21 protein-coding genes are annotated in these 20966 nt (G+C 69.6%); 13 read left to right on the forward strand and 8 right to left on the reverse strand.

The window, feature by feature from the left end; genetic code table 11:
* Positions 1–7: 7 nt before the first annotated feature.
* A complete protein-coding gene (locus ASF18_RS16140; RefSeq protein WP_056212449.1) occupies positions 8–1009 on the reverse strand; it encodes a GNAT family N-acetyltransferase in 1002 nt (333 codons plus the stop codon).
* Between the two features lie 202 nt (positions 1010–1211).
* On the opposite strand from ASF18_RS16140, the gene ASF18_RS16145 reads away from it, so the two are divergent.
* The gene (locus ASF18_RS16145) at positions 1212–1991 is read left to right on the forward strand and encodes a polysaccharide deacetylase family protein (protein WP_056353051.1); all 780 of its coding nucleotides are present in this window, start codon (positions 1212–1214) and stop codon (positions 1989–1991) included.
* Between the two features lie 8 nt (positions 1992–1999).
* Positions 2000–3124 carry a glycosyltransferase family 4 protein gene (locus tag ASF18_RS16150; protein ID WP_056354456.1) on the forward strand — a complete coding sequence of 375 codons (1125 nt, stop codon included), beginning with the start codon at positions 2000–2002 and terminating at the stop codon, positions 3122–3124.
* Between the two features lie 13 nt (positions 3125–3137).
* Here the strand turns inward: ASF18_RS16150 and ASF18_RS16155 are convergent, their stop codons facing one another.
* The gene (locus ASF18_RS16155) at positions 3138–3962 is read right to left on the reverse strand and encodes a WecB/TagA/CpsF family glycosyltransferase (protein ID WP_056212444.1); all 825 of its coding nucleotides are present in this window, start codon (positions 3960–3962) and stop codon (positions 3138–3140) included.
* Between the two features lie 71 nt (positions 3963–4033).
* A complete protein-coding gene (locus ASF18_RS16160) occupies positions 4034–5299 on the reverse strand; it encodes a glycosyltransferase family 4 protein (protein WP_244472733.1) in 1266 nt (421 codons plus the stop codon).
* 672 nt (positions 5300–5971) lie between these two features.
* On the opposite strand from ASF18_RS16160, the gene dps reads away from it, so the two are divergent.
* Entirely contained in the window at positions 5972–6526 is a 555-nt protein-coding gene (gene dps, locus ASF18_RS16165) for a DNA starvation/stationary phase protection protein Dps (RefSeq protein ID WP_056270740.1), read from the forward strand.
* Between the two features lie 188 nt (positions 6527–6714).
* Here dps and ASF18_RS16170 read toward each other — a convergent pair whose 3' ends face one another.
* The 3 genes from ASF18_RS16170 to arsH all read right to left on the reverse strand — a co-directional run bounded on the left by ASF18_RS16170 (position 6715) and on the right by arsH (position 8840).
* Positions 6715–7596, reverse strand: a complete 882-nt coding sequence (locus tag ASF18_RS16170; protein ID WP_056353052.1) for a hypothetical protein — start codon at positions 7594–7596, stop codon at positions 6715–6717.
* 110 nt (positions 7597–7706) lie between these two features.
* Complete coding sequence (locus ASF18_RS16175) at positions 7707–7958, reverse strand: DUF2171 domain-containing protein (RefSeq protein ID WP_056212438.1); 252 nt, start codon at positions 7956–7958, stop codon at positions 7707–7709.
* 84 nt (positions 7959–8042) lie between these two features.
* A complete protein-coding gene (arsH, locus tag ASF18_RS16180) occupies positions 8043–8840 on the reverse strand; it encodes an arsenical resistance protein ArsH (protein ID WP_056353054.1) in 798 nt (265 codons plus the stop codon).
* Positions 8841–8887: 47 nt separating this feature from the next.
* On the opposite strand from arsH, the gene ASF18_RS16185 reads away from it, so the two are divergent.
* The 4 genes from ASF18_RS16185 to ASF18_RS16200 all read left to right on the forward strand — a co-directional run bounded on the left by ASF18_RS16185 (position 8888) and on the right by ASF18_RS16200 (position 11474).
* A complete protein-coding gene (locus tag ASF18_RS16185; protein ID WP_056353056.1) occupies positions 8888–9235 on the forward strand; it encodes a metalloregulator ArsR/SmtB family transcription factor in 348 nt (115 codons plus the stop codon).
* Positions 9235–9660, forward strand: a complete 426-nt coding sequence (gene arsC, locus ASF18_RS16190) for an arsenate reductase (glutaredoxin) (protein WP_056353059.1) — start codon at positions 9235–9237, stop codon at positions 9658–9660. The genes ASF18_RS16185 and arsC overlap by 1 nt, the downstream gene beginning before the upstream one ends.
* Before the next feature lie 111 nt (positions 9661–9771).
* Positions 9772–11067 carry an arsenic transporter gene (locus ASF18_RS16195; RefSeq protein WP_056353061.1) on the forward strand — a complete coding sequence of 432 codons (1296 nt, stop codon included), beginning with the start codon at positions 9772–9774 and terminating at the stop codon, positions 11065–11067.
* 113 nt (positions 11068–11180) lie between these two features.
* Complete coding sequence (locus tag ASF18_RS16200) at positions 11181–11474, forward strand: hypothetical protein (protein WP_156649877.1); 294 nt, start codon at positions 11181–11183, stop codon at positions 11472–11474.
* A gap of 2 nt (positions 11475–11476) precedes the next feature.
* Here ASF18_RS16200 and ASF18_RS16205 read toward each other — a convergent pair whose 3' ends face one another.
* Positions 11477–11857: a TonB family protein gene (locus tag ASF18_RS16205; RefSeq protein ID WP_056353064.1), complete on the reverse strand. Its 381-nt coding sequence runs from the start codon at positions 11855–11857 to the stop codon at positions 11477–11479.
* A gap of 254 nt (positions 11858–12111) precedes the next feature.
* The gene (locus tag ASF18_RS16210; RefSeq protein ID WP_244472734.1) at positions 12112–12537 is read right to left on the reverse strand and encodes a DUF3291 domain-containing protein; all 426 of its coding nucleotides are present in this window, start codon (positions 12535–12537) and stop codon (positions 12112–12114) included.
* 747 nt (positions 12538–13284) lie between these two features.
* Here ASF18_RS16210 and msrA point away from each other — a divergent pair.
* From msrA to ASF18_RS16235, 6 genes are all read left to right on the forward strand, one after another.
* Complete coding sequence (msrA, locus tag ASF18_RS16215; protein WP_056270717.1) at positions 13285–13803, forward strand: peptide-methionine (S)-S-oxide reductase MsrA; 519 nt, start codon at positions 13285–13287, stop codon at positions 13801–13803.
* A 599-nt stretch (positions 13804–14402) separates the two neighbouring features.
* Positions 14403–15635 carry a tyrosine-type recombinase/integrase gene (locus ASF18_RS16220; RefSeq protein ID WP_056353068.1) on the forward strand — a complete coding sequence of 411 codons (1233 nt, stop codon included), beginning with the start codon at positions 14403–14405 and terminating at the stop codon, positions 15633–15635.
* Positions 15636–15971: 336 nt separating this feature from the next.
* Complete coding sequence (locus ASF18_RS25090; protein WP_280138942.1) at positions 15972–16103, forward strand: hypothetical protein; 132 nt, start codon at positions 15972–15974, stop codon at positions 16101–16103.
* Positions 16100–16540: a hypothetical protein gene (locus tag ASF18_RS16225; RefSeq protein ID WP_156649882.1), complete on the forward strand. Its 441-nt coding sequence runs from the start codon at positions 16100–16102 to the stop codon at positions 16538–16540. The genes ASF18_RS25090 and ASF18_RS16225 overlap by 4 nt, the downstream gene beginning before the upstream one ends.
* A 144-nt stretch (positions 16541–16684) precedes the next feature.
* Entirely contained in the window at positions 16685–18025 is a 1341-nt protein-coding gene (locus tag ASF18_RS16230) for a bifunctional DNA primase/polymerase (RefSeq protein ID WP_156649885.1), read from the forward strand.
* 92 nt (positions 18026–18117) lie between these two features.
* Positions 18118–20946, forward strand: coding sequence for a hypothetical protein (locus ASF18_RS16235; protein WP_056353075.1), 2829 nt, complete (start codon positions 18118–18120; stop codon positions 20944–20946).
* The last annotated feature ends 20 nt before the right edge of the window (positions 20947–20966 follow it).

Below are 20966 nucleotides of genomic sequence, written 5' to 3' on the forward strand. Positions count from 1 at the left end.
GCCTCGCTCAGCGATAGGACAGGAACGCCGCCGCGGCATCCCGCAGGCGGGGGGTGCGGCCATAGATCCAGCGCGGGCCGCTCAGGGCCGGCCGCTTGCTCAGGCCGTGCTTGAACTCGAACACGCCGCGGTTGCCCGCCGGGTCGATGCCGCCGAAGTCGAAGGTCTCGCGGCCCTCCGCATGGGCCTGCTCGACGAAGCGCCAGACCGCCAGGGTGGGCGCGGCGCAGGCCCGGGCCCGGTCGTTCGAGGCCGTGTAGAAATCGGTGAAGCGCCGGCCCGAGACGTGGGCGATCCGCACCAGGACGCGCTCGCCCTTCTCCCGCACCTCCAGGATGCGGTGATGGGGATCGCGCGCGACGAGGTCGCGGAAGAGCGGCCCGTCGAGGCTGTCGCGGAATCCCTTCTGGGCCTGCAGCGCGCCGTACATCGTCCAGAACGCGTCGAAGGCCGCGAGGCGCTCGTCGAGGTCGGTGAGGAAGCGGGTGGTGAGATCCGGGTTGCGCTCGGCCTTGCGCAGGGCCTTGCGCCAGCGCTGGTCCATCGCCTGCAGGAGCGGCGCGGTGCCCCCCGTGAGGTCGAGTTCCAGGGTGAAGTACTTGGCCGACTGCGCCGGCACGAAGCCGTGGCCCAGCAGGGCGAGGAGGATGGCGTCGGACTGGAAGTGCTCGAAGCTCACCGCCAGGAGATCGAGGCGCCCGAGGGCGAGGTGCTCCAGCAGGAGGGCGACCACCGCCTCGGCGTGCTTCTCGCCCTTCTCGGTGAGGAGCGGGCAGCCCTGGAGCAGGACGAACCGCACGAAGCCCCGGCGCTTCACCTGAACCTGGATCAGCCCCACCGGCGCCTCGCTGGCGTCGCGCACGATGAGACGCGTCACGGCCCAGCCGACCTGAGACTTGTACGCGCCCCACATCCACGAGGCGAAGACGTTGCCGTTCGGCAGAGCCCAGATCGCTTCGTCCCAGACGGCCGGATCCAGGCAGGGACGGATGCTCAGTACCGCGCTCATCGGAGCTTCATATCTCGTGTCCTCGACGCATCCCTCGCGGGGACGGGCCTTCCTACGGCGAAACGCTTGTCATCCCTTCCTTGCGGACCGGAGATCTCCCGCCCAGACTGCGAAGATCCTTAATTTAACGCTGTTGGCGAATGCTGCCGGGGATCGGTGTCCCCTCCGTGCCGCCCGGCCGCGAAGCTGCTAACGTCCCGGGATGCCGAGGACGCTCGAACACTTCATCCGCGACACGCCCGTCCTGCGCGAGGCGGCCCTGCGGGTGCGGGCGCTGTCCCGGTCGATGGCGGCGGCGCCGGCGGGTCTCTACACCCTGTGCTACCATCATGTCGCGCCGGGCGAGCAGGCGGGCTTCGCCCGGCAGATGTGCTTCCTCGGCCGCCACGGCACGTTCGTCACGGCGGACCGGGCCGCCGACCTCGTCGCGAACGGCACGGCCGGGCAGGGCCGCCACTTCCTCGTCAGCTTCGACGACGGCTACGCCGACACCCACGGGGTGGCGCTCCCCGTGCTGCGGGCGCTGTCGATCCCCGCGATTGTGTTCCTGGTCAGCGACTGGGTCGACGCGCCCCCCGGCGGGGACCGGGCCGGCTACATGGACCGCGCCGCCGTGGCCGACTGGCTCGCCGCCGGGCTCGACGTCGGGTCGCATTCGGCGAGCCACCGCAACCTCGGGCGTCTCGCGGCGACGGAGGTCGCCGGGGAACTGGGTCGGTCGCGCCGGGACTTGGAGGCGATGACCGGCCGTCCGGTCCGGCACTTCGCCTGCCCCTGGGGCGTGGCCGGCACCGACTTCGACCCGGGCCGCGACCCGGCCCTTGCCCGCGACGCCGGCTACCACAGCTTCCACACCACCCGCCGGGGCGTGGCCCGGGGCCCGGAGGATCTGCTGCTGATGCCCCGCCACGTCCTCGAACCCGCCTGGGGGCTCTACCAGATCGATGCCCTCGTGGGCGGGCCGACGCGCGCCGCCCGATGATCCACGCGATGAGCCGCCGCGCATCCGGGCGCCGCGACGGACCCGTCGTCATCGTGATCGGCGCCCGCGCGCCCTACATGCACCGCCTCTATGAGCGCCTGGGAGCGACCCTGGACCGGCCGCTCCACGTCCTCGCTTGCAGTGCCCGGGAGGCGGCCCGGCACTGGGAGATGCCCGAGCCCGAGGCCTATCGCTTCGCCGTGGTGCCGGGGCTGCGCTGGTACCGCAGCGCCGTGAGCAACCTCTACATCAACCCCGCCATCGTGCCGCGTCTCGCGGCCCTGCGGCCCAGCCTCGTCGTCGTCAACGACTTCGCCCCCACCATGCTGATGGCCGCCGCCGCGGCGCGGTGGCTCGGGGTGCCCTACGGCCTGCGCACCGACGGGGTGCCGGAGACCGATCCGGGCCGGCGCTCGCGGCCGCACCGGGCGATGCGGCGCCTGCTGGTGCCGGGGGCGCGCTTCGGCCTCGGAGCGAGCGCCGGCAGCCTCGCGCTCCTCCAAGGCTACGGCCTCCCCGCCGACCGCCTCGCCCTGGCGCCGCTCTTCCCCGCCTGGGAGCCCGGCCCGGCCGCCACGACGCCGGAGACGGAGCGCCCCTACGACCTCCTGTTCTGCGGCATCCTGAACGAGGACGTGAAGGGCGCGCGCTTCTTCACCGACGTCGTCCTTGCCTGCCAGGCCCGGGGCCGGACCCTGCGGGTCCGGGTCGCGGGCGACGGCCCCCTGCGGGCGGAGATGGAGTCGCGGCTGGCGGCGGCCGGGATCGCGGCCCAGTTCGACGGCTTCGTGCAGCAGGCCGACCTCGGGGCCGTCTACGCCTCGGCGCGCCTCTTCCTGTTCCCGAGCCGCGGTGACGTCTGGGGCATCGTGCTGCAGGAGGCCCTGCAGAGCGGCGCGGCGGTGCTGGCCTCGCCGCATTCGGGCGCGGCGCGCGAGCTCGTGGCGGCCTGGGATTGCGGCGAGGTCCGCCCCCTGACGGTGGCGGGCTGGGCCGAGGCGGCCCTCGCGCTCCTCGACGATCCCGCCCGGCGCGCGACCTATCGCACCCGGGCCGTCCCGGCCCTGGCGCGGTTCTCCCTCGAGGCCGCGACGGGGGCCTATCGCGCGGCATTGGCCCCCGTCGTCGGCTGAGGGGCGCCCGGTCTCAGACCGGCCGGACCCCGCCCGGGCGCGGGGCGCGCTTGGCGCAGCGGGCCCGGTCGAGGGCCACGATGGCGAGGAAGCGCGGCACCACCTGGGCGTAGCGGGCGCGCAGGCGCCGGGGCTCCTGGATCAGCCGGTAGAGCCATTCGAGGCCGCACCAGGTCATCAGCCGGGGCGCGCGCGGGATCGTGCCGATGTTCACGTCGAAGGCGGCCCCGACCCCCATGGCGATGACGCCGGGCAGGGCGGGCGTGTGCGCCTGCATGAAGAGTTCCTGCTTGGGCGTGCTCAGGCCGATCCAGAGGATCTGGGTGCCGTTGGCGCGCAGGCGCGCGTAGAGGTCCTGGGCCTCGGGCTCCGTGAGCGGCCGGTAGGGCAGGGTCTCGGCCCCCGCCACGGCGAGGCCCGGCGCGCGCCGGGCCATCTCGGCGGCGAGCTTCTCGGCGACCCCCGGCCCGCCGCCGAGGAAGTAGTGGCGCCAACCCGCCTCGAGTCCCGCGCGGCACACCGCCTCGACCGATTCGATGCCCGGCACCTGCGCGATGGCCGTGTGGCCGCGCAGGCGCCCGACCCAGGCGAGGGGCCGCCCGTCGGCGCAGACCAGCAGGGCGGCGTCGTGGGCGGCGCGCACCTCCGGCTCGTCCTGTGCCCGCACGATGCCGTGGGCGTCGCGGAAGACCACGAAGGTCCCGGGCGCCGGAGCCTGCCGGCTCAGGCGGCGCCGGAGCGCGGCGACCAGGCCGGCCATGTCGGTGATCGAGATCGGAACGCCGCCGAGGAGGAAGTGGGGGACGTCCGGGTCGTGGCCCCAGGCGCGCACGGGCATGTCATGGTCCGGTGTGAGAGGGCGCGAAGTCAGAGGGCGCGAAGTCAGAGGGCGCGAAGTCAGGGGGCGCGTCATGCGGCAGCCCGGGGCATGGCGGCGGAACGGGTGGCGATGGCTTCGCGGTAGATCGCGAGGGCGCGCGCGGTGACGGCGTCCTCGGTCCAGTCGCGCTCGTAGGCGAGGCGGGCGTGGCGCCCCATCGCCCGCGCGGCGTCCGGGTCGTCGACGATCCGGTCGAGGGCCTGGGCGAGGGCGTCGGGATCGCGGGGCGGGACGAGGAGGCCGGTGCGGCCCTCCGTCACGAGGTCGGCGAGGGCGCCGATGCGCGCGGCGACCACCGGCGTGCCGAGGCTGAACGCCTCGGCGATCACCATCGGCAGGCCCTCGTACCAGTGCGAGGGCACCACCAGGGCGGCCGCCCGCGCCATCGCGGCCTGCACGGCCGTGGGGTCCTGCGGGCCGAGCAGGGTCAGGCCGGGCTCGCGGGCGAGGGCGTCCGCCTCGGGCCCTTCGCCGATGACGGTGATCGGGGCCCGGGTCAGGCGCGCGGCCGCCCTCAGGGTGCCGACACCCTTCTCGGGCACGAGCCGTCCGACGAACAGGATGCCGGCCCGGGGGCCGCGCGCGTCGAGGCCCGGATCGGCCAAACCGTTGGGCTTGATGCGGATGCGGCTCTCCGGCAGCCCGGCGGCGAGGAAGCGGGTGCGGGCGAAGGGCGTCAGCGCGATGAAGCGGTCGACGTCCCGTTCCCAGGTGCCGGCGCGCCGGTGCACGTCGATCATCCGCGCCACGGCCAGGGACCCCAGGCGGGACCCGCGATAGCAGGCGTGACGCACCGCCTGGTAGGGCGAGCCGGTCACGCAATCCTCGCAGGGGCGGGACTCGCGCATGAGGATGCCGTTGGCGCAGGTCACGCGGAAGTTGTGCAGGGTCTGGACGGTGGCGACCCCCTCGGCCCGGACCGCGGCGTGCATGCCCGGCGACACCTGCGGGAAGACGTTGTGCGCGTGCACCACGTCGGGGCGGAAGGCGCGGACGGCCTCCACCACGGCGGCGATCCCGCGCGGGGCGTGCGGCGCTTCGTAGGCGGTGCGCAGCCGGTCCCAGCCCGTCCGGATCGCGGCATTGTCGAAGAACAGGGTCTCCACGACCTGCCCGGCGCGGCGCAGGCTCGCCACCTCCTGGGCCACCACCGAATCCTCGCCACCGCGCACCTGATAGCGGTTGTGAACCACGAGGATGCGCAGGGGCGCGGCCGTGACGGGGCCCGCGGGCGTATCCCGCCGGTCCGGAAGCGCTGTGGTCGGGCGACGCTGTGCGACTTCTGGTTCCATCATCGCAGGATGCCAAGCCACGGAGAATGGCAGCGGGGCTGCCGGCGAAGAGCGAGACGATCGTGACGTGATCGTCGGTGTTTTGCAAGAATAACAGCGTGTCCTTTAAGATTTCACACCGCGGAACGACAAGCATTGTAAACTGCCGTTCACCAAGATCTTACCAAGTTTGATTGCGTTGCGGCAGAACCCGTCGACCACCATGCATCGCCCCGAATTGTGGGCCCCTCGGCGAGTCGTTTCGCGGTCGGGCCAGCGACAAAGAGTCGTCGTTCAAGATCAGGGGAGCGCCTTGGACTGTCAGTCCGGCCTCTCCGGGGCCAACGCCGTTTTAGCGTGGCCGTTCGCGCCGGTGGCGCGAAAGCCAATTTATGGTTGACGATCGCCCGCCCGTGCCGCGCCGGCCCGGTCGTGCGGGATTCGGGCCGGATCGGATCGGCCGGCCCATGCGGGAATCGCATGCCGCGGGGTGTGATCCCCGCAGATCAGGGATGCGCGACCACAGGGCCAGGAACATGGGCCGGGGCCTGTCGTTGATGGGGCAGACTGATCGCACGGGCGGCGCATCCCGCCTGCCCGAGATCATGTTCCGCCGACATCGGAGGCTCGGCGTCGCGACCGCGCAGGCTGCGGGATGAGCGACGCGCCTTCCATGAGACTTGAAGGACGAACCGAATGGCCGATTCCAAGACCCAAGCCGGAAACCAGCGTCTCCACGAGACCCAGAACGGCACGAAGTCCAACGCGAAGAAGGTTTCGATCGAGGTGCTCAACGCGCGCCTGTCGGACGGGATCGACCTCGCCCTCGACGTGAAGCAGGCGCACTGGAACCTGAAGGGACCGCAGTTCATCGGCATCCACGAGATGCTCGACGGATTCCGGACCGAGCTCGACGACTATAACGACAAGGTCGCGGAGCGCATCACCCAGCTCGGCGGCACCGCCCGCGGCACCGCCCAGGCGGTCGCATCGGCCTCGCAGCTGAAGGCCTACCCCCTCGACGCCTACGCGATCGCCGACCACTTGGCCGCACTGATCGACCGCTACGGCGTCTACGCCAACGCGGTGCGTCAGAACATCGACGACACCGACGAGGCCGGTGACGCCGGCACCGCCGACCTCCTCACCGAGGTGTCGCGCGGCGTCGACAAGCAGCTCTGGTTCCTCGAGGCCCACGTGCAGGAGCCGACCGGCGCCCTGCGCGACGGCGACCACGCCGGCCAGCGCTGAGCGCCAGCCAAGAACCGACGGATCGGGGGACGCCACGCGGCGTCCCCTTTTTCGTGGACGGAGTGCCGTGAACGGACGACCGGTTCCCTTCGGTGGTCGCAAGACCTCCCAACCACCGTCCGGCGTCCTGTGCGGGTCTCGTCTCCTTCTGGGAGAGGGAGCTCGTTGTGTCTCGCAGGGGCGGCCGGTCACCGACGCCGTCCGACCACCCCGGTCTCCAGAAACCCGCTCGCGATCCGCGAAAACTCCGGCGTGCGCAGGTAGCCGTAGGATTTGTGGTGGTTCGCCTCGCCCGTGGGCCGCCGGTAATCGTTCACCACCCGGTGATCGGCGATGGCGACCCCGGTGTCGCTGGGAGCGTAATCCTCCGCCAGGGTGCCGGTGACGGTGGCGATGTCGTTGCCGTCGGCGAGGTTGGTCCAATGCTTCAGATTGTTCGGCACCCGGGTGGCGCCGAATTCGCTCGCGATCTTCATCTTCACCTTCGCGAGACCGAGGGGCGAGCCGACCGTGATCAGATGGTCGACGCGCAGGTCCGGCGCGTCGCGCTCCAGCTGCCGCAGGACGTCGTAGGCGATCACCGAGCCCATGGAATGGGCGACCAGCAGGATGCGGTGGTCGCGAAATGCGGCGAGGCGCTCGCTCAGGCGGGTCCGGACCTCCGCCGCGAAGGCGCGTTCGCCGTGGTAGTGCCAGAGATCGTCGAAGCGGTGCTCCAGGATGACGTCGTCGACGAGGGTGACCCCCGTCAGCCCCTCGATGCGGTCGATCCCGGCATACAGGGTGGCCAGCACGTCCTGACCCGTCAGCCTCGGTGCATCCTCCTCGGCGGGGAGAGGGTCGGAGGTCGCCTGGGGGCGGTAGGGCTCGGCGAGGTCGTCGCTGGCCAGCGGCGTCTCGTAGCGCAGGTCGGCCCAGTAGACGAAGGCGAAGGTGAACGCGGCGCCGTCGACGCCCTCGTTGCGCGCCAGGCCCTCGGCGATGGCGTCCCGCCACCAGCGCGTCTTCTCATCGACCGGCGGCTTGTTGGCCAAGCCGTGGATGCCGACGATGACGCTGGGCCGTTCCATGATGTCCGAGGGCGTCCTGATCGTGGGGGCGGTTCTGCCGCGCTCAGCGGGGAACTAGGGTCGATGGCGCGGCCGGCGACCGGGCGAAAGGTCGCCCGGCGGGAGGGCGCTCAGCCGGCATCTTCCCAGTAGCCCCGGACATCGGCCGCCGTGGCGGTGAGGTGGACCTGCTCGTCAACCCGCTCGACCCAGGACAGCGGCAGCAGGTGGTGGCGGCCATGGGCCGCCGGATCGGACCGCGTCAGCTTGATGAGGGTATCGCCCTCCATGTGGTCGACCGTCCCGACATGCAGTCCGTCCGACGATCGCACCTCCATGTGCGCCGCGATCGCCTGCGCCGTGATCTCCGATGGCTCTGCCATGTCGCCTTTCCGCCTTGGACCCTTCGTGCCACAACGGCCAAGCGCCGCCCTGGTTCGACCCCGCGGGCGCTTCGCCACGGGGCCTCAGGCGGGCCGCTTCGTGAAGCCGATATCCGCCGCCACCGCCCGGAGCCGCTCCGGCTCCCGCTCCTTGCGCTCCGAGTAGCGGTCGACGAGGTAATCGGCCCGCTCGCGGGTCAGAAGCGTGAACTTCACGAGTTCCTCGCAGACATCGACCACCCGGTCGTAGAGCGGCCCCGGATTCATCCGGCCGGCGGCGTCGAACTCCCGGTAGGCCATCGGCACCGAGGACTGGTTCGGGATGGTGATCATCCGCATCCAGCGCCCCAGGACGCGCAGGCCGTTGACTGCGTTGAAGGATTGCGAGCCGCCGGAAACCTGCATCACCGCCAGGGTCCGCCCCTGGGTCGGGCGCACCGAGCCCTCCGACAGGGGCAGCCAGTCGACCTGGGCCTTCATCACGCCGGTCATGGCCCCGTGGCGCTCGGGGCTGACCCAGACCTGGCCCTCGGACCAGATCGAGAGGAAGCGCAGTTCCTGCACCTTGGGATGGTCGGCGGTCGCGTCGTCCGGCAGCGGCAGGCCGTGCGCGTGGTAGATCCGCACCTCGCCGCCCATGGCCTCCAGGAGGCGCGCCGCCTCGTAGGCCAGGAACCGGCTGAACGAGCGCTCCCGCAGGGACCCGTAGAGGATGAGGAAGCGCGGCGCGTGGGTGAAGGCTTGGCGGATCCCGAGGTCGGCGGAGGTCGGGACCGCGAAATGCGCCGCGCTCAAGGCCGGCAGGCCATCGGCGAAGGGCCGCGGGGGCCCGGCGCGATCGGTCTCGTCCCCATCGGTCGTGTTCGGATCGGTCTTGTCCAAGGGCTCGGCATCCTCTACGTTTCAATGATGTTTGAAACATTGACATCATGATGGACGAGGGGCAAGCCGTCGCCGCCTTCTCCGCCCTCGGCCAGGAGCACCGCCTGCGCATCGTGCGCCGCCTCGTCACCGCCGGGCCGGACGGCCTGGCGGCGGGGCTGCTCGCGGAGGCGGTCGGGGTCTCTGCGACCAACCTGTCGTTCCACCTCAAGGAACTGAGCCGCGCCGGCCTCGTCACCGCGCAGCGCGAAGGCCGCTCGATCCGCTACCGCGCCGCCTACCCGGACCTGTCGGCGCTGATCCAGTTCCTGATGCGCGATTGCTGTCAGGGCCGCCCCGAGGTCTGCGCCCCCGCCGTCGCCGCCCTCTCGACCTGCTGCCCGGAGCCCGCCTGATGGACGTCGTCATCTACCACAACCCGGCCTGCGGCACGTCCCGCAACACCCTCGGCCTCATCCGCAACGCCGGCCTCGAGCCGCACGTCGTCGAGTACCTCAAATCGCCCCCGACCGGCGCGCTGCTGCGCCGCCTCGCGGAGCGGGCGGGCCTCACCCTCCGCGATCTCCTGCGCGAGAAGGGCACGCCCTATGCCGAACTCGGCCTCGACGACCCGACGCTCAGCGACGACCAACTCCTCGACGCCATCGCGGCGCACCCGATCCTCCTCAACCGGCCCCTGGTGGTGAGCCCCCTGGGCGTCGCCCTGTGCCGACCCTCCGAGACCGTGCTCGCCCTGCTCCCGCCGCAGCGGGGGGCCTTCGCCAAGGAGGATGGTGCCCCCGTTGTCGATGCCCAGGGGCGGCCGGCCACGAGCCTCTGATCCCGCCCGGGAGCAAGACCTCGCCGGGGAGCAAGACCTCGCCCCGGTGAAAGAACTCGCCCGGGTGAAAGAACTCGCAAGATTTCGTCGCGACACCAACAAGAAACGCCGATGCTCGCCCTCGCCATCTTCGTCGTCACCCTGGTCCTCGTCATCGTCCAGCCGCGAGGGCTCGGGATCGGATGGAGCGCCCTCGCGGGGGCCGCCGTCGCCCTGGCCACCGGCGTGATCCAGCCCGGCGACATCCCGGTGGTCTGGCACATCGTCTGGGACGCCACCTTCACCTTCGTGGCGCTGATCGTGATCTCCCTCCTCCTCGACGCGGCGGGCTTCTTCCAATGGGCCGCCCTGCACGTCGCCCGCTGGGGCGGCGGTCGCGGTCGCCGGCTGTTCCCCCTGGTGATCCTGCTCGGCGCCGCCATCGCGGCGGTCTTCGCCAATGACGGGGCCGCCCTGCTGCTCACCCCGATCGTGCTGGCGATCCTGCTCCGGCTGGATTTCCCGCCGGCGGCCGCGATGGCCTTCATCGTCGGCTGCGGGTTCGTCGCCGATTCGACCAGCCTGCCGCTGGTCATCTCGAATCTCGTCAACATCGTTTCGGCGAATGTCTTCGGCATTTCCTTCGGCCGCTACGCCGCCGTGATGGGGCCGGTGAACCTCGTGTCCCTGGCCGCGACCCTCGCGGTGCTGTGGCTATTCTACCGGCGCGACCTCGACACGACCTACGCGGTATACCGTCTGGACCCGCCGGCCTCCGCCATCCGCGACGCCCGCGTGTTCCGGGCGGCCTTCCCGCTTCTCGCCGTGCTCCTCGGCGCCTACTTCGTCACCGCCCCGTTCGGCGTCCCGGTCTCCGCCGTCACCGGTGCCGGCGCGCTCCTTCTGCTCGCCCTCGCGAATCGCAGCGGCGTGATTCCCCTGCGGAAGGTCCTCGCCGGGGCCCCCTGGCAGATCGTGCTGTTCAGCCTCGGCATGTACCTCGTGGTCTACGGCCTGAAGAATGCCGGCCTCACCGAACTCCTCGCCCAGGGCCTGGTCCGGCTCGCCCAGGCCGGCCCGGTGGTCGCCACCCTCGGCACGGGCATCGCCGCCGCCCTGCTGTCCTCCGTGATGAACAACATGCCGAGCGTCCTGGTGGGGGCGCTGGCGATCCAGCAGGCCCCCGACCTGTCGCCCCTGACCCGCGAATTGATGATCTACGCCAACGTCATAGGCTGCGATCTCGGCCCGAAATTCACGCCGATCGGCAGTCTCGCGACCCTGCTGTGGCTGCACGTCCTCGACGCCAAGGGCCACCGCATCACCTGGGGCCAGTACATGCGGGTCGGCCTCCTCATCACGCCGCCGGTCCTGCTGGCAAGCCTCCTCGCCCTGGCCCTCTGGCTCCCGCATCTCGGGACGCCGTGAGCCGCCCGCGGCCTGCGCCGCGGCGCGAAATCGCTCGGCGACCAACAATCGTGAATGCGCGCTCCGGCCCGATGCCGGACCCTGTCCGCTCACCGAGGCTCCGAGGGGGTCCCATGAGAGCGGCGTTGGAGGAGGGGCTGGCGGCCCTGGAGCGGATCATCGCCACGGCCGAGGAGCGCCGGGTCGACCAGATGATCCGGATCGCCGTTCTCCTCGCCGAGGAACAGGACCCGACCGACGCGCAGGACGCATTGCGCCGGACCGAGCGCCTCCTCAAGATCATGCGGACGCAACGGACCCTGCTGATCGGCGTCCATCCGGTGCCAACCGACCCCGTCGGGCAAGTCGATGCCTCCCTCGCGGCGGTCCTGTCCGGTCCGGCGCCTGACCGCGCCGCACGCCTGTAATCTCACCGCTGCACCTGGAGCGGGAAGCTGAGTTCCGTGGTGCCGGCTGGGGTCAGAAGCGGCGCGGGCGGCGGGCCGAACGGCCCGGCTGCCCGGACCCGGCTCCGTGCCCGCTCATCGAGATCCGGCACGCCGGAACTCCGCTCGACCTCCACCCGATTGACGAAGCCGTCGGCCGCGATCTGGACCCGCACCACCACCGTTCGGCGCCCGCGCTTGCGGCCGGCGGGGGCTGGGCCCCGCTCGACCATATCGATCTTCGCGAGGACCGCCGACACCCAGCCCGTCACCTCCGACGAGGGGCGCTCCCGTGCCTCGAGCCCCGCGCCGCTCAAGAGTGTCGCGCCAACGCTGATCCATCCGACGACCGAGCGCAGTCTCATCGTGGGTACTCCAGCACGCTGCCGTCAGAACGTTCGACCGGTCCGGCCCGCCGGGCCATCCACCCCGCGGCGCCGATTAAACACAAACGGCGCAGGGCCTTGAGGCCGCTGCGCCGCTGGTTCTGGCCGCCGAGGGGGCGAAGGCGGCCGCAGGTGTGATGCGCCCGGATCGCCCGCGCGGATGTGCGCCGAAACACGCCCAATGCGACGTGGCCGGTTGCGGTTGCATCCACGGCGGCTTGCGGGCCTGTCCCTCATGGTGCCGAGGGTTTGATCGGCCCGCTCCGCGTCAGGCGCGGTGGACGATAGTCCAGAGTTGCGTGATGCGGACTGGGGTGCCGCACCTGGGACGGGCGTCCGTCCGCGCGCATCCGCTGATCCGCTTCGGCCCAGGATGGTGGGCCGGCCCCGGGCTGCGTCCAGTGGACCAAGGAAGCTTCGTCACACCAATGGATCAGCTTCGGCATCGCCTGCCGATGCGCGCCGGCCATCATGTACCGGCGCATGGCAGCCTCGTCGTCCCACACCGTCATGGTCCAGAAGGTCCAGGCATGGTCGGCCAGGATTGATCCCGCCCGGAACCCGGCCGCCTTCCGCGCCTGTCTCTGCGTGCGGACGGCGTGGACGGCAAAGCCCGGCAGGAACCGAACCGAGCGGATTCTCAAGCGCGTGATACTCACGAAGGGCACGTCATGCAGTCCCCGGTCACCTCTCGTTGCGACGGTTCTTCAGGCAGATTAGACCATCAGCCGACCGAGCGGGAATTCGTCCGCCGCATGGTCCCTTCCTGTGGTTGCGGAGCGATCCGGGCTTCTACGCCATTCTCGCTTCCGACATGCCAATGATCAAACGCTGGCAACGTGCCGAACGGCACGGTTTTTCCGGTTGTGAGATGCCGGTTCGACATCGCGTTACAAGCCGCATCTAGCCGCAACTTGATGGAGACCATGCAAACCCGGTTGGATGGCGCTACGGATCCGCGTGTTGCTTCGTTTTGGCTGCACTTGTTATGCTCGCCGAAGCCGTTGCTTCGCCTACGGTTACGCGGTGCGTTAAGGCATTTGGCGGGCGTCGCTGCCGACGCGGTACCCTGTGGACATCAACCCCCCGGCGGCGACATCACCCGCGTCTCCAGCGGGTATGGCCGCCAACCCCCTTTGCACCGGAGGAGAATGCCGAGCAGGACAGCTTCCCGGTCTGGCAGTCCGGCCGTACCTCTAGGGGGACGTCTCGGTCACCCCGCACATCGGGGTAGGGGATATCGAAACACCCTGACTGCACCTGCCCGCCGCACCGCGCGACGCGGCGGGCAGGTCCAAACTCATCGCGACGGTGTCCCGCGACATCATCGAACGGCAGCAAAAGGCGCTGCGGCACCCTATCTATTCACCAGCGACGTCAGGCGTCGATCCGGGAGAGAGGGAACCATGAGCCATGAACGCGCAGTCCTCGCAGGAGGATGCTTCTGGGGGATGCAGGACCTGATCCGGCGGCAGGAGGGCGTCGTGTCGACCCGTGTCGGCTATACGGGGGGCGATGTTCCGAACGCAACCTACCCGAACCACGGCACACATGCGGAGGCGATCGAGATCATTTTCGATCCCGAGCGGACGAGCTTTCGCCGGGTGCTGGAATTCTTCTTTCAGATCCACGATCCGACAACCCCGAATCGGCAGGGAAACGATCGTGGCCTGAGCTATCGCTCGGCGATCTATTACACCGATGACGCTCAACGCCGGGTCGCCGCGGAGACCATCGCCGATGTCGATGCATCGGGTCTCTGGCCCGGGAAGGTCGTCACCGAACTGGCTCCCGTCGGGCCTTTCTGGGAGGCCGAGCCTGAGCACCAAGATTACCTTGAGCGCCGCCCCGACGGCTATACGTGTCACTTCATCCGCCCGAATTGGCGGCTTCCTGTGAGGACGCCCGCTTCGCAGAATGCCTGACCGTCGGGGATCCCGCGAAGTGCCTTGTCCGAGGCGGTTGGATCGGTTGGTGGACCGGCTGGACGTCTGTCCGACCGCGAGGTTCTGGAATCACTCGGCCGGATTGGCTACGTCAGCACGGGTATCGGTCTAATTGCTGCCGTTCGCGAACGCTCCGGCGCTGCGAAGACGGGCCAACCGGACCTCCAGACCGCAAGACAGCCCCGCTGCCGCGCAGACGATCCCGTCGACCTCCGGACGAGGATCGCTCGGCGCGGTGGTTCGGTTTCGGGTCGATCGCGTCGTGACCGGGAGGGGCCTTCCCTTGCCGATGCGCTTTTCGAGGCACGCTGCGAGCCGAGACTTCGCGATCCCGATCGACCGACCGGCATGATTGTGGTGCTGCGAAAGGAGGAAGTGGTGCCGCAAGAGGGATTCGAACCCCCGACCCCCTCATTACGAATAGTGTCGCACCCGGTCCATAGGGGTATGCAGAGGTATATCCGGCACCTCCCAACACTCTGTTTCTACTGACTTAATCGGGATATCGTGGGGTATGTGGCGTTCGGCAGGTTTGTAGAAACCGTGCTGCCCATGTGCTGCCCACAGGGTCCTGATCGATGAAACAGAAGCTGACCGATGCTCTCGTCGCAAAGGCGGCTTTACCGCCCGGCACCATCGACATGGTGCTCTGGGACAGCGACGTCTCCGGCTTCGGTCTGCGCATTCGCCCCGCCGGCAAGACCTGGATCCTCGCCTACCGCCCGGCCGGTGCTGGCCGATGCGCCTGCACGAAGAAGATGAAGCTGGCGACCCTCGGCGCGGTCGCCAAAGTGTCTGCCGCGCGCACGCTTGCCCAGGTGGAGCTTGGACGGATTGCGTCGGGCGCTGACCCCCTGGCCGCGCGAGCTCAGAACCGCATTCGCGAGAAAGCTCGCCTGGGCGACCTGCTCGATCGCTACGACCGGCACCTCGAGCGACGGCAGTACGTGAACCGTAAGGACGTGCTGGTCATGCTGCGCTCGAGGATGGCGCCACTCCTGAATCGCGACGTGGCAACCATCACCGGCGCCGAGTTCGCGAAGATCACCGACGCCATCAGGGAAAAGGGCCTGCATGGCGCGGCCGCGCATTTCCGCACGCTCTGCCGGGCGTTCCTAACTTGGTGCGTTGCCGACGCGAAGGTGCTGCCGGTGAACCCGCTCGCTGGGCATCGGAAGGAGCGAGCCACACGAGCCGACCGCCTCGCGAAGACGGAGAAAGGTCGAGCCCTCTCTGACGCCGACCTGGCCAAAGTGTGGGCCGCAGCCGATCCTGATTCGACCGCCGGCCGGCTGATCCGCTTCTATATCCTCACCGGCTGCCGGCGCGGGGAGGGGGCCGGCATCACGTGGGCGATGCTCAACACGGGCACCACCGTATTCGAGCTGCCTCCGGTCTTCGTGAAGCAGGGTCGCGGGCACAAGGTCCCCGTGACGGCCCAGCTACAGAGCCTGCTGGATCTCTGCTGCCGGGACGCCCGGTCCGACCTCGTTTTCCCGTCCGCCCGGACCGGCGGCCCGATGAGCGGATGGACGAAACTGGTTGCCGGCCTGACGAAGGCGTCCGGTGTCGAGTTCACGCTGCACGATCTGCGTAGGACTTTCCGGACCGGCTTGTCTCGGCTCGGTGTCGATGTGGACACCGCAGAACTCGCCTTGGGGCACGCGCGGGCGGATCTCGAAGCAATCTACAATCGCGACGAAGGGCTCGATCGCCTTCGGGATGCCTTCGAACGGTGGGGTGCGTTCGTGGCGTCGCTATCGGCAACCGCCGAAGCGCAACGAGTGGCGGCCTTAGACAATGTCGCGTGAGTGGGATCGACTACCGCGTTGAGTAAGCACTAGAAAAGAAGATGCTGTATGTCACTTGTATGTCATCTTGCGGAGCGGCGCTTAAGACCTTGACAAACCAAGTAATACTTTAATATACTGACGTTGCCGCGCTGCCCTGATGACCTGTGAACCTGCGAACCTGAAGCGGCTCAATCTTCATCGCATCGATGATGGACGACGCATGCGCGGTCCGTCTCACAGGAGAGCTGTATGTCAGCGAGCGCAGCCCCATGCGCCGGCGCAAGCCCGCGTGCCGTACCGGATATCGAAAAACTGCCTGGCGAAGCGCTGATCACCCGCCGGCAACTCGCGGCCGTGAGCAGCTTTGCTCTCATCACCCTGAAGGTCTGGGCCAAGCAGGGCCGCGGCCCTCGCATCACCGTCGTAGAGGGGCGGCCTCGCTACCGCGTGCGCGACGTCCGGGAATGGATGGGGGCGGCGTCATGAGCAGCCAGCGCCACTACTCCGCTTTTGCGAAAAAGCCCGTCGCCGGCACGGTCTTCGACTTCCACGTGGCCGCGACGGAGATCTGCGACGAAGAGCCGATCCTGTCGATCGGGTGGTCTGCCTGCTTCCATCCCGCCACGTCAGCAGGACCGCGCATGCCCGCACTCCCGAACGAACTCGAACTCTGGCGCGAGCGCAATTCGCTCTCGGTCCGCGAGACCGCAGCCGTCTTCCGCCGATCCACCTCATGGGTCCGTGACCGCATTACCGATCGCAGCTTGGCAGTCCTTCACTCGCCTATCCGCAGCCCGACTGAAGTCACCGTCAGCAGCATCGCCGCTCTGATCGATCGGCTCGGCCCTGAAAGAGTGCAGATCAGCCCACCGCGCCGTCGCGGCGCCTACCTGAGACTGATCGTCGACAACACAGCTTCATAAACAAAACGGCCAGAAACCCTCGCCACAAGGGTACTCCTGGCCGTTCCGCATTAGTGTTCGAGGACGTCTTATGCTTGATCGCCCCAATCTAGCGCCCTCTGGGCCACACGACAATACGATTTCCTTCCTCAGTGGGGGCGATCGATGAACGCTCAGTCTCCGAACAACAAATTCCAGAAGCTGCGGGAAGCCGGCTATTGGCTGACTGTCCCGATCGTGCCCCCCGGCTCGCCCCTATCGCCTCGGTCCGTGCTGTCGAAGCCGGGCAAAAAGATCGGCAAGGTTCCCGGTGTCCGCCACGCCGATGGCCTTTGGTCTTCGCTCCCCAATTGGCAGGTGTCCGAGCCGACGGAGAGAGATCTGCGGAAATGGCACGGTATGAGCGCCGGCATCGGTATCCGAACCGGGCTGCAGCATGACGGCACGTACCTCTACGCCATCGACGCCGACACGAAGGTTCAGGCCTGCGCCGACATCATTCATGCCCAGGTCGAGGGCCTGTTCAAGGACGCACCAACCCGCGTCGGAGAGGCGCCCAAGGCGCTGTACGTCGTACGGTGTAGCGGCGAAGTCGAATATACGTCGATCGGCTTCACGGGCGGCGTGGTCGAGATTCTAGGAAAAGGAAAGCAGTTCGTCGCTTCGGCGATTCACCCGGGCACGCTCAGAGAGTACGAGTGGACGCAGAAGCTTCGCCCGCTCTGCGACCTGCCGATTTGCGCACCGGAGTATATCTCCGGGTTGATGGCTTCGCTCCAAGGCTTACTGCCCGAGGCCGGGGCCATCTATCGAGAGGGGGGAGCCCGGCGCGACACGCCGCAAGGTTCGCTCGCCGGCGATCCGGATACAGTCGGGGCAGCGCTGCGGTTGATCCCCAATGTCTACGAGCCGCCCGGCCGGGCGAAGTTCGTCAAGATGGCTGCGGCTGTGCGAGGCGCCTGTCAGAACGACTACGAACGCGGCTTAGAGCTCTTCGTGGAATGGGCCGAGAAAGCCAACGTCCCCGATCCGCAGGACGACCCGGAGCAGACATACAAGAGCATCAAAGCGCCGTTTGCGGTCGGTGCCCCTTGGCTGTTCGAGCTGGCGGAAGCAGCCGACCCAACGGGCAAGTTCAAGAAAGCGGATGCATGCGCGCTGCCGTGGTTCGATGAGGTCGCCGCGGCAGCTGCGATCACTGCAGGAGAGGAGGCGCTTGCGGGTGCTCCCGCGGGCGAAGCGGCGTCCTCGGTATTCGACGACGTCGAACCGATCGACATCTTCGGCGATGCGGATCCTTCCGAGCTCGATACTCCGCCGGACGGGGCAATCCCTCCCATCATTGGCCCATGGGCACGCGACGAAGCTCGACGAAAGGGCGTTCCGCTTTTCCCGATGCGCCGCAGGCTGCAGCGGCGCCTAAGCCCGCCCGCGTCATCAGCTTCGAAGGCCGCCGTATCAGTGTTCCGGGTGATGCGACCGACGACGAAATCAGGGAGATCCTGAACACGCCCGCTCCGCCGGCCTCAAAGATCATCGAAGTCGACGCGCCGGACGGGAGCATTGTCGAGTTCCCGGCCGGCACGTCCGACGATGTCATGTCGAACGCGATGCGGGCGAAGTTCGGCGGTCCATCGGGACGCACCCTTGCCCCCGCGGCACCGGCCGAGGCCGGCGGCTTCCTGTCGACGGTTGGCGGCCTGGCGAAGGCCGGAGCACAGGGCGTGGTGTCCGGCTTGAACATGCTGGCCGACGCGCCGGTCCAGGCGGTGAACCAGGCGCCCCGGCTCCTCAACATCAACGGCGCCCTGGTCAACAAGATCATGGGCCGCGAGGTAGTGCCGTCCTTCGGGCCGATCAGCGACAACCCGCTCCTGCCCTCCGACATCATTCAGGCCGGCCCGCGCGCGGCCGGCGCCCGCGAGTACCAGCCGCAAGGCACGGCCGAGCGCATCGTGAACCGTGTCGGCCAGGAAGTCGGCGCCTCGGCCGTTCCGGCGGCTGGCGCGCTCGTCGCCGGTGGCCGTCTCGGCGTCCAGGGCGCCCGGGCGCTGGCGACGAGCGAGAACCCGCTCGCGGCCCTGGCCTACGGCCCCGTCGAGGCCGCGGCCGCGAACCCGTCCGGCATGCTGTCCCGCGAGGCCCTCGGCGCCGGCGCGGCCGGGACCGGAGCCGGCATCGCCAATGAGGCCGCGCGCGCCGTCACCGGTGACGACGTCAATCCGATCTCGGATCTCGCCGGTTCGGCCGCCGGCGTCAGCGCCCTTGCCATCGCCAAACCGATCCTCGGCGCCGTCGGCTCGCTCGCCTCGGCCGCGCGCGGCTCGACCCGCTTCGCCGACGACGTCGCACGCGAGAGCGTCGCTCACGAGATCATCGCCAATTCGGGCCATGCGCAGGCGCAGGTGGCGAGCGGTATCGACCGCGGCGCCATCGATGCGCAGCCGCTGGCCGATCAACTCCGCCGGACCTCCGCGGCGGAATCGGCCATCCCGGGATACCGCTCCGACATCGCGGACCGCTCCGGCGATCCCGGGCTGGCGGCCTACGTCTACGGCCATACGGCCGCCAACCCCGGCCTCGATACGGTTCGGCGCGCCGCGAACCAGCAAGCCATCGGCGACCGCATGGCCGAGCTCGCGCCGACGGGGTCGTCCGGCCAGTTCCGCGCCGACCTGCAAGGCGGCGTCGACCGGCGGGTTGCCACGGCCGAGAGCCAGGCCGAGATCGCGCAGCGGACCCTCGACGAGCACGCGCAGCGCCTCGCCTCGACCATGACGGGTGAAGCCCGCGGCGCCGACATTCGGGCGGCCCTGGCGCGCGCGGCCGACGAGGCGCGCGCCGGCGTGCGCCAGGCCTACGAGCCGATCAATCGGGCGACCGCGAGTGTGGACGTGGCGCCGCTGGCCGAGCGCTTCAGCGGCATCGACGAGGCCTTGAGCGTGGCCGAGCGCCAGCGCTTCCGTCCGGCCGAAGCCGGCATCCCGGATCGGCTGATCGGCCCGGCCGAGGCCGCCGGACCGGTCGATACCGGCATTCTCGACGCCTCGGGCCGACCCATCACGCGCGAGCCGGCGCCGGGCAACAGCCGACAGCCGCTCCGGGAGGTCACGGGGCTGCGCTCGTCCCTGACGGACGACGCGCGCGCCGCGCGCACAGCCAACCGTCCGGCCGAGGCCCGTATCATCGACCAGCACGTGACCGCGCTCGACGAGTATCTCGACCAAGCCGTTCCGGAGGGCCTGCGGGGCCAGTACGATGCGGCCCGCGCGGCCCGGCGTGACTTTGCCGATCGGTTCGAGCGGCCGCAGAACGCGGTGGCGCAGGTGCTCGGCGAGCGCCAGGGCGTCTACGATGTGCCCGACAGCGGCGTCGCCCCCCGGTTCGCGCAGTCCGAGGAAGGCCGGCTCTCTGATCTGCGCCAGCTCATGAGCGAGGCCGGCGGCGATGCCCGCGTGCGCCCGGCACTCCGGGACCAATTCCTGGCGAACATCCGGGATCGCGGTTTGCTGGACCGGCCGGACCAGCTCGGCGCCTATCTCGACCGGCACGCCACCTTGCTCGACCAACTCCCCGGCTTGCGCGACGAGTTAACGGCCGGCGGCCAGGCCAGCCGTACGGCAGCGGAGGCGCGCACGGCCGCCGACACGACCCGCCGCGATCTCACGACGCCGGGCCGTTCACCGGAGGCCGCCTATCTCCGCTACGACGAGGCCGGCACGGTTCGCTCAATGCGTACGGTGCTCGGCGCAGCCAAGCCGGCGGAAGCGGCCGAACGGCTCCTGGCGACGGCAGGCACGAACCCGGAGCACGCCCGGGCGGCGTTCTGGGAGGTGCTGAAGGATCGGGCCACGGTCGACGGCGGGGTGAACCAGCCGAAGCAGATCAGCGGACGGCGCGGCAACGACTTCCTGAACGACCCGCAGACCAAGGCGGTGGCCGAGGTGCTGTATCGCGACAAGCCGGAGCAGCTCCGGGACATCACGGACGTGTTCGATGCGCTGGCCGGCGCGAACAGCGCCACACGTGCCCGCCGGCCCGGATCCTCGGGGACGGCGCAGGGCATGCGGGCTGGCTACGATGCCGCCCTGTCGGCCGCGTCCATCTCCAGCCGTCTCCGCAGCGTCCACCGCGGCCAGCTCTCGCCGACGATTGCAGGCATCGATCTCCTGGCGACCTACCTGCGCAGGAAGTCGGCGCAGATCCAGAGCGGTTCGATTTCGCGGCTGCGCGACGAGGTAGTCCAGAACCCCGAGCTCGCGGCCCGGCTCCTGGAGGACTACAACCCGGCGACCTACTCGGCCAAGCGCCGCGAGCTGCAGACCGCCTTCGGGGCGCGCGCTACCACGGCCATCCGATTGTTCGACGAGGCCCATGACGAACAGGAGCGTCCGGAAGTGGCGGCCGTTCGACGTGGTATGCATTGATTGGTTGCTGGCCCGCCGTT

The sequence above is a fragment of the Methylobacterium sp. Leaf89 genome (assembly GCF_001422215.1).
GTDB lineage: Bacteria > Pseudomonadota > Alphaproteobacteria > Rhizobiales > Beijerinckiaceae > Methylobacterium.